Genomic DNA, 4,675 nt, shown 5'->3' on the forward strand with positions numbered 1-4,675 from the left:
TAAGCAAGATTTATATGCTACTTTTTTGGCTTTTATCGAACTGAAACACTAGTATTTATTAAGTGCGAAACTTGAGTTATATAAGAACTAACTTCATTTTCAAAACCCAAAGCTTTGCACATTTTTTTAACTTTCTCTTTTTCACTATCTGAAACCTTTATAGTAATCCAGTTCGTTCGTGATTTTTCATTATTGAATTTTCTAATTCAGCCGTATAATGTTGTATAATGGATATCATATTTAACGGCTATTTCTACTTTGTCTTTACTTTCCGAAGCTTCCTTTACAATCTGTTGCTTTTCTTCTTTAGTGAATTTCTTTTTCATTTTTTAAAAAATTGAGTTGCGAAAATTTTTCATTCTTTTCCCCAAAGGGTAAAACAAGATTTGGTTTTAGTGCAACTAAAACACATCTTGCAATTTAACGTCGTAAAACAGTTTCATAAAGCTTTACAATACTTATTTAAGCTATCAAATTCATCAGATATTCATTCAAATCCTTATAATTTTTATATTCATTTGAACAATCTTGAAATATATTTTTACAACTGTTTTTAATTTTTATAGTCGCCAATTTTCCAGAAGTGTCATTATTAAACCTATTATAAATAAATCTCTTGCATTTTCTAAACGCACAACACCTTTGTAGTCGTGGTTGTATATTTTATTGATTTGCTCGTCTCTTAAATAGATACTATCGGCTTTCACTTTGGGCGCAAAGAATTTAGGATGGTTAATATGTTCATGCACTGGTAAGCCCTGAAGCATGGCATCTCTGGCCATTGTTTTAATAGTGCCAATATAATTACCTACTGTACCTAAATTTATATTTTGCTCTTGGGTTAAATAGTTTACAAACCTGTCATAAAAGGTTAAATTTAAATCTGTAAATTTTAGCTTTGTTTTGAACTTCTTTTCATACTCGATTATTTTATTTTTTGGTAGTCGAGTACTTTGTAATAGTTCCAGAACTTACTGCCTTATTTTTACCCTTAATAATTCTTGAAGGAGCTAACTCAATAAATCGCTCCACAAATGGAAGGAAAAATACCTGGTCGATTGCATCATCATTAACAGGTCTGTTAAAATGATTAGCTATTTTAGTTTGAAGCCAATCTCTATCAATATAAACACCTTTAGAATTATCTGAATTAAATTCAGTAATAATAAAGTTTTCAAGTTCAAATAAATGTGTGTTTACTTCATCTTTGTAAGCTGCATCATTGATATTTTTAACCTTTTGCTTTGCTTGACTCAAATGATTTGGAAGGACTTTTAAATCTGTTGAAGCTGTATAGTCAAATTTTCTTCCGTTTTTAAAACGTAGTAGGACATTAGAATATCCTTTTGTACCTTTTACAAGGTAATTAATAGTAGCCATAATGTGATAATATCTTAAAAGTGAATAATATAAAGATACAAAACTATCCCCACATTATCCCCACAATTACCATTTTTATACATTATTTACTTAATTAAAACATGATTCAAAAAGCACCAAAACCCCTTATTTATAAGGGTTTACAGAGGTTTCAGGCAAGTGTGTGATATATAGAAAAAGGGCTGATGGGTTCCTCTTTCTCCGAGAAAAGTCCTACAATAGGCAACAAAAACCCTCTAAACAATTGATTTAGAGGGTTTTTTATTTTATATGATTCCATTTAATATCAAATAATATCATCCTAAAAGGGGCAAATTCGGTGTCACTAAAATTCTCTTTCCAACTGACACCGAATTAAGTATAATATGCTTAAAAACAAATACTTACATTTAATCTCTTTTAATAATTTTTTTGTAAATTGAGGAGAACTTTAAAATTATTCGGTGTCACATTCTCTTTCCATCTTGTTCTATATCAAAAAAAGTAAAGCCGACGAACACGGTAAATCTAATATCTACTTGCGAATCACTTTGCCCGCCCTATCCACTACGTGTTTATATTCAGCAGACTCAACAGAGCCTCTTAATTTGTTTGCAGATTCCCAAAGGGTTTCTTCAATTGATTTTCGTTTTGCTACTTTTTTTGCCATTGAATTTTTAAAATTTTTTCAATTTAAGTTAATTATGCTATAGCTTTCAATTAAAGTTGTGAATATTCGAAGGATTAGTGTTCTTTAATAAAGTCGGATCGTTTCAATTGTAGTAAATTTTCGAGAAAGCTATCAAATATTAGTTGTTTTCTTGAAAGTTTACTAAATAGTTTTAACAAAAAAATATATGCTTAAGTTCTAAAATCATTTTTGCCATTTTCTTCATTGTCCTCGTTTTCCAAATCCTTTAAAAGTTTATCCAGAGAGGTCGTATTCGCATCTTTCTCTTCATCTGTCATATTTTTATAATCTTCGATAGTGCTCTCTATACTGTTTAGCTCGTCTTGTATTTCTACTTCTTCAAAACCCATAAAGGTCATTTCGTATAGGCAATGTGAGATAATTTCCAGTTCAGAAAAATGGATGAGACTTTCTTGGGTTATTTCCATACCTAACCATTGATTCCAAGGGGTAAACTCAATAGCTTGTGAAAATTTTTCTTCTTCATTTTTGGGATACTTATACTTTCCTGAGACATCTACATATTCCTCTCCATCAAAATCGTCTTTTTGCTGTACGACCTCAATTGAAATATCTGAATCTTCGACATCCATAAGCAAAAGTTTTTCAAACACTTCCTTGTATCCCGAAAGGTTATTTGCTTCATCTGGATATAACTCTTGCAAAATTGCTGCTATACTTAACCAGGAATTTGTCTGTATAAGTTTTTTTAATGTCATAGTGTTTCCAATTTGAGATCCATTTGTTCGGTGACACTCTTTTTTTTTCAAAGTGTCAATTAATAGTGATTATTCAATTTGCCCCCAATAATTTACAGTTCAGTCCTAAACGCTGCCGCCATAATTACCTGTTCCTTATTTGAAATTCCAATTTGTTTAGCGATTGATTTCCAATCTCTAACTACAGTTAAAACTTCCTGAATGATACCATCCATTTCATTTTCGCTTAAACGAAAATAGTCTCCAACACTTTTTGCAAGCTTAAAATCTAGGGAATTGTCATTCATATCAATATTGAGCGCCAGTCCGTTTTTCTCTGTTGACGGATTCAGATCATATGCTGGTGATAGTTTCCAACCTTTTTCATTTAAAATAAAGCCATGATTGCGTAAATGATCGTCTGTATTGGAAACCGCAATATTAAACACAATTCTCCTCCATAGCTGACGTAAGTTTTCATCGACGTTAGTACCATAACTTTCTAAAACATCGACAATATCCAGATAGCTTGGCGAAGTGTTTTTAAGGGATTCTTCTGTGTTCCCTGTCATCGTCATTGCAGATGCAAAATGGATTCTGTTGCCATTTTCACGGTCAAATCTTTTGGTTAAAAAAGTCTGATAGACTCCGGAAATGTGCTCAATTTTGGATTCCGCCATTTCAATGCCACAGGCAATTGCCAGTTTATAGGTAAGGAATTCCCAAGCGGCTTTATCGACTGTATCGGTTTTAGAAGGGAATTTAGCAATCCATAAATCATTATCCTTTCCTAATATATTGGCTTTGGGTCTAGCGCCACCAAGGGAAGAACCAGGTGCTATGAGTACCGCTATCCATTTGCGAATGGCATCACTTTCTGAATCATTTTCAAGATGACTGACAGCTTCCTGCAAATCGCCGAGAGATGACCAAGGTGGTGTTGGATTTTGGTCGTCATTGTCCAAGAAAGGACCATCGGCATCCGTCTTAAAACGAAGTGCTCCCATACGGCTCTCGTCATAAACTCCTAACAAATAATCTATTTCGTATAGTGTTTTTGCTTTTCGTTCTTGTGCCCTTGCGTCCTGGGCTTCGCGACGTTTCATGAGCGTTTTCCCCCAAGTATCCGGCATACTGTCTAAAAATATTCCGAAATTTTCTTTGTCTGTGGGATATTGCGGGCCTGAATAAAAGCCAATATCTGGATCGAGCAATTGATACACACCTTTATCGAGCCATTCTCTTGTATATTCAAAACTAAACGCTTTTTTCGCTTTCGCAAAATGAGCTGAAAGTATTCCTATTTGAATAGGTCCACCTAGGCCTTTCCAATCTGCGTACACATACATGTCAAATTTTCCTCCTGCCATAGCTTATAGTAAATCAAGGTCCTGAAGTTTGCGCCCAAACGGATCATCTGCTGCAAGCTGCTCGAAGTCTTTATCCAAATTCAATACCCTGAATATATTAAAGTAAATACCTATAGCTACCGATGGATCCCCTTTTTCTACCCGATATAAGGTAGCACGGTGAATCCCTGCACGTTCAGAAACTTGATCGGCAGTAAGCTTTCTACGCTTCCGGGCAAGTTTGATATTTTCCCCTATTCCGTCAAATATTTTTTGATATTTAGGGAGAAGAATGGCTTTTTTCGAGTTCATAATGTATCTTATTAACGACAAATATACTAAAAATGATATAAATAAGCGACATTTATAATATTTTGATATTATCTAGTCACCACTTAATACGCAAAATCCATAATTGCGAAATTTAAAACATTGATAAAATGAATTCTTGTTTGTAGCCATTTGATAACAAATTTGGCAATTCATCTCAAACTCTTAAACGGGTGCACGACAAATTGCATATTTCAAAAAAAGCGTATATATTAGATTTAAAAAAAGTAGTTTTTATGACCGATTTA

The 4,675-nt window shown here is 33.2% G+C and carries 7 protein-coding genes and 1 pseudogene; all 8 read right to left on the reverse strand.

All coding sequences use genetic code 11. The features are described from left to right. Positions 1–206: 206 nt before the first annotated feature. The 8 genes and pseudogenes from ACU1LP_RS19240 to ACU1LP_RS19275 all read right to left on the reverse strand — a co-directional run bounded on the left by ACU1LP_RS19240 (position 207) and on the right by ACU1LP_RS19275 (position 4,409). Entirely contained in the window at positions 207–326 is a 120-nt protein-coding gene (locus ACU1LP_RS19240) for a transposase (RefSeq protein WP_445732858.1), read from the reverse strand. Between the two features lie 234 nt (positions 327–560). Further along, the gene (locus ACU1LP_RS19245; RefSeq protein ID WP_445732857.1) at positions 561–782 is read right to left on the reverse strand and encodes a hypothetical protein; all 222 of its coding nucleotides are present in this window, start codon (positions 780–782) and stop codon (positions 561–563) included. A gap of 30 nt (positions 783–812) precedes the next feature. Next, a pseudogene (locus ACU1LP_RS19250) lies at positions 813–968 on the reverse strand (hypothetical protein); the annotation flags it as partial. Next, positions 931–1,380: a hypothetical protein gene (locus ACU1LP_RS19255; protein WP_445732856.1), complete on the reverse strand. Its 450-nt coding sequence runs from the start codon at positions 1,378–1,380 to the stop codon at positions 931–933. The pseudogene ACU1LP_RS19250 and the gene ACU1LP_RS19255, both read right to left, overlap by 38 nt. 514 nt (positions 1,381–1,894) lie before the next feature. After that, positions 1,895–2,029, reverse strand: coding sequence for a hypothetical protein (locus ACU1LP_RS19260; protein ID WP_445732855.1), 135 nt, complete (start codon positions 2,027–2,029; stop codon positions 1,895–1,897). A 191-nt stretch (positions 2,030–2,220) separates the two neighbouring features. Continuing rightward, the gene (locus ACU1LP_RS19265) at positions 2,221–2,769 is read right to left on the reverse strand and encodes a DUF6557 family protein (RefSeq protein ID WP_445732854.1); all 549 of its coding nucleotides are present in this window, start codon (positions 2,767–2,769) and stop codon (positions 2,221–2,223) included. 92 nt (positions 2,770–2,861) lie between these two features. Further along, the gene (locus ACU1LP_RS19270; protein ID WP_445737082.1) at positions 2,862–4,118 is read right to left on the reverse strand and encodes a type II toxin-antitoxin system HipA family toxin; all 1,257 of its coding nucleotides are present in this window, start codon (positions 4,116–4,118) and stop codon (positions 2,862–2,864) included. A gap of 3 nt (positions 4,119–4,121) precedes the next feature. Beyond that, positions 4,122–4,409, reverse strand: coding sequence for a helix-turn-helix domain-containing protein (locus tag ACU1LP_RS19275; protein ID WP_445734580.1), 288 nt, complete (start codon positions 4,407–4,409; stop codon positions 4,122–4,124). Positions 4,410–4,675 lie beyond the last annotated feature (266 nt).

It is taken from the genome of Mariniflexile sp., assembly GCF_052728615.1.

What these genes read in the sequence shown, in the direction of transcription:
- ACU1LP_RS19240 (WP_445732858.1), bottom strand. Translation starts at nt 326, where the DNA reads ATGAAAAAGAAATTCACTAAAGAAGAAAAGCAACAGATTGTAAAGGAA.
- ACU1LP_RS19245 (WP_445732857.1), bottom strand. Translation starts at nt 782, where the DNA reads ATGGCCAGAGATGCCATGCTTCAGGGCTTACCAGTGCATGAACATATT.
- ACU1LP_RS19255 (WP_445732856.1), bottom strand. Translation starts at nt 1,380, where the DNA reads ATGGCTACTATTAATTACCTTGTAAAAGGTACAAAAGGATATTCTAAT.
- ACU1LP_RS19260 (WP_445732855.1), bottom strand. Translation starts at nt 2,029, where the DNA reads ATGGCAAAAAAAGTAGCAAAACGAAAATCAATTGAAGAAACCCTTTGG.
- ACU1LP_RS19265 (WP_445732854.1), bottom strand. Translation starts at nt 2,769, where the DNA reads ATGACATTAAAAAAACTTATACAGACAAATTCCTGGTTAAGTATAGCA.
- ACU1LP_RS19270 (WP_445737082.1), bottom strand. Translation starts at nt 4,118, where the DNA reads ATGGCAGGAGGAAAATTTGACATGTATGTGTACGCAGATTGGAAAGGC.
- ACU1LP_RS19275 (WP_445734580.1), bottom strand. Translation starts at nt 4,409, where the DNA reads ATGAACTCGAAAAAAGCCATTCTTCTCCCTAAATATCAAAAAATATTT.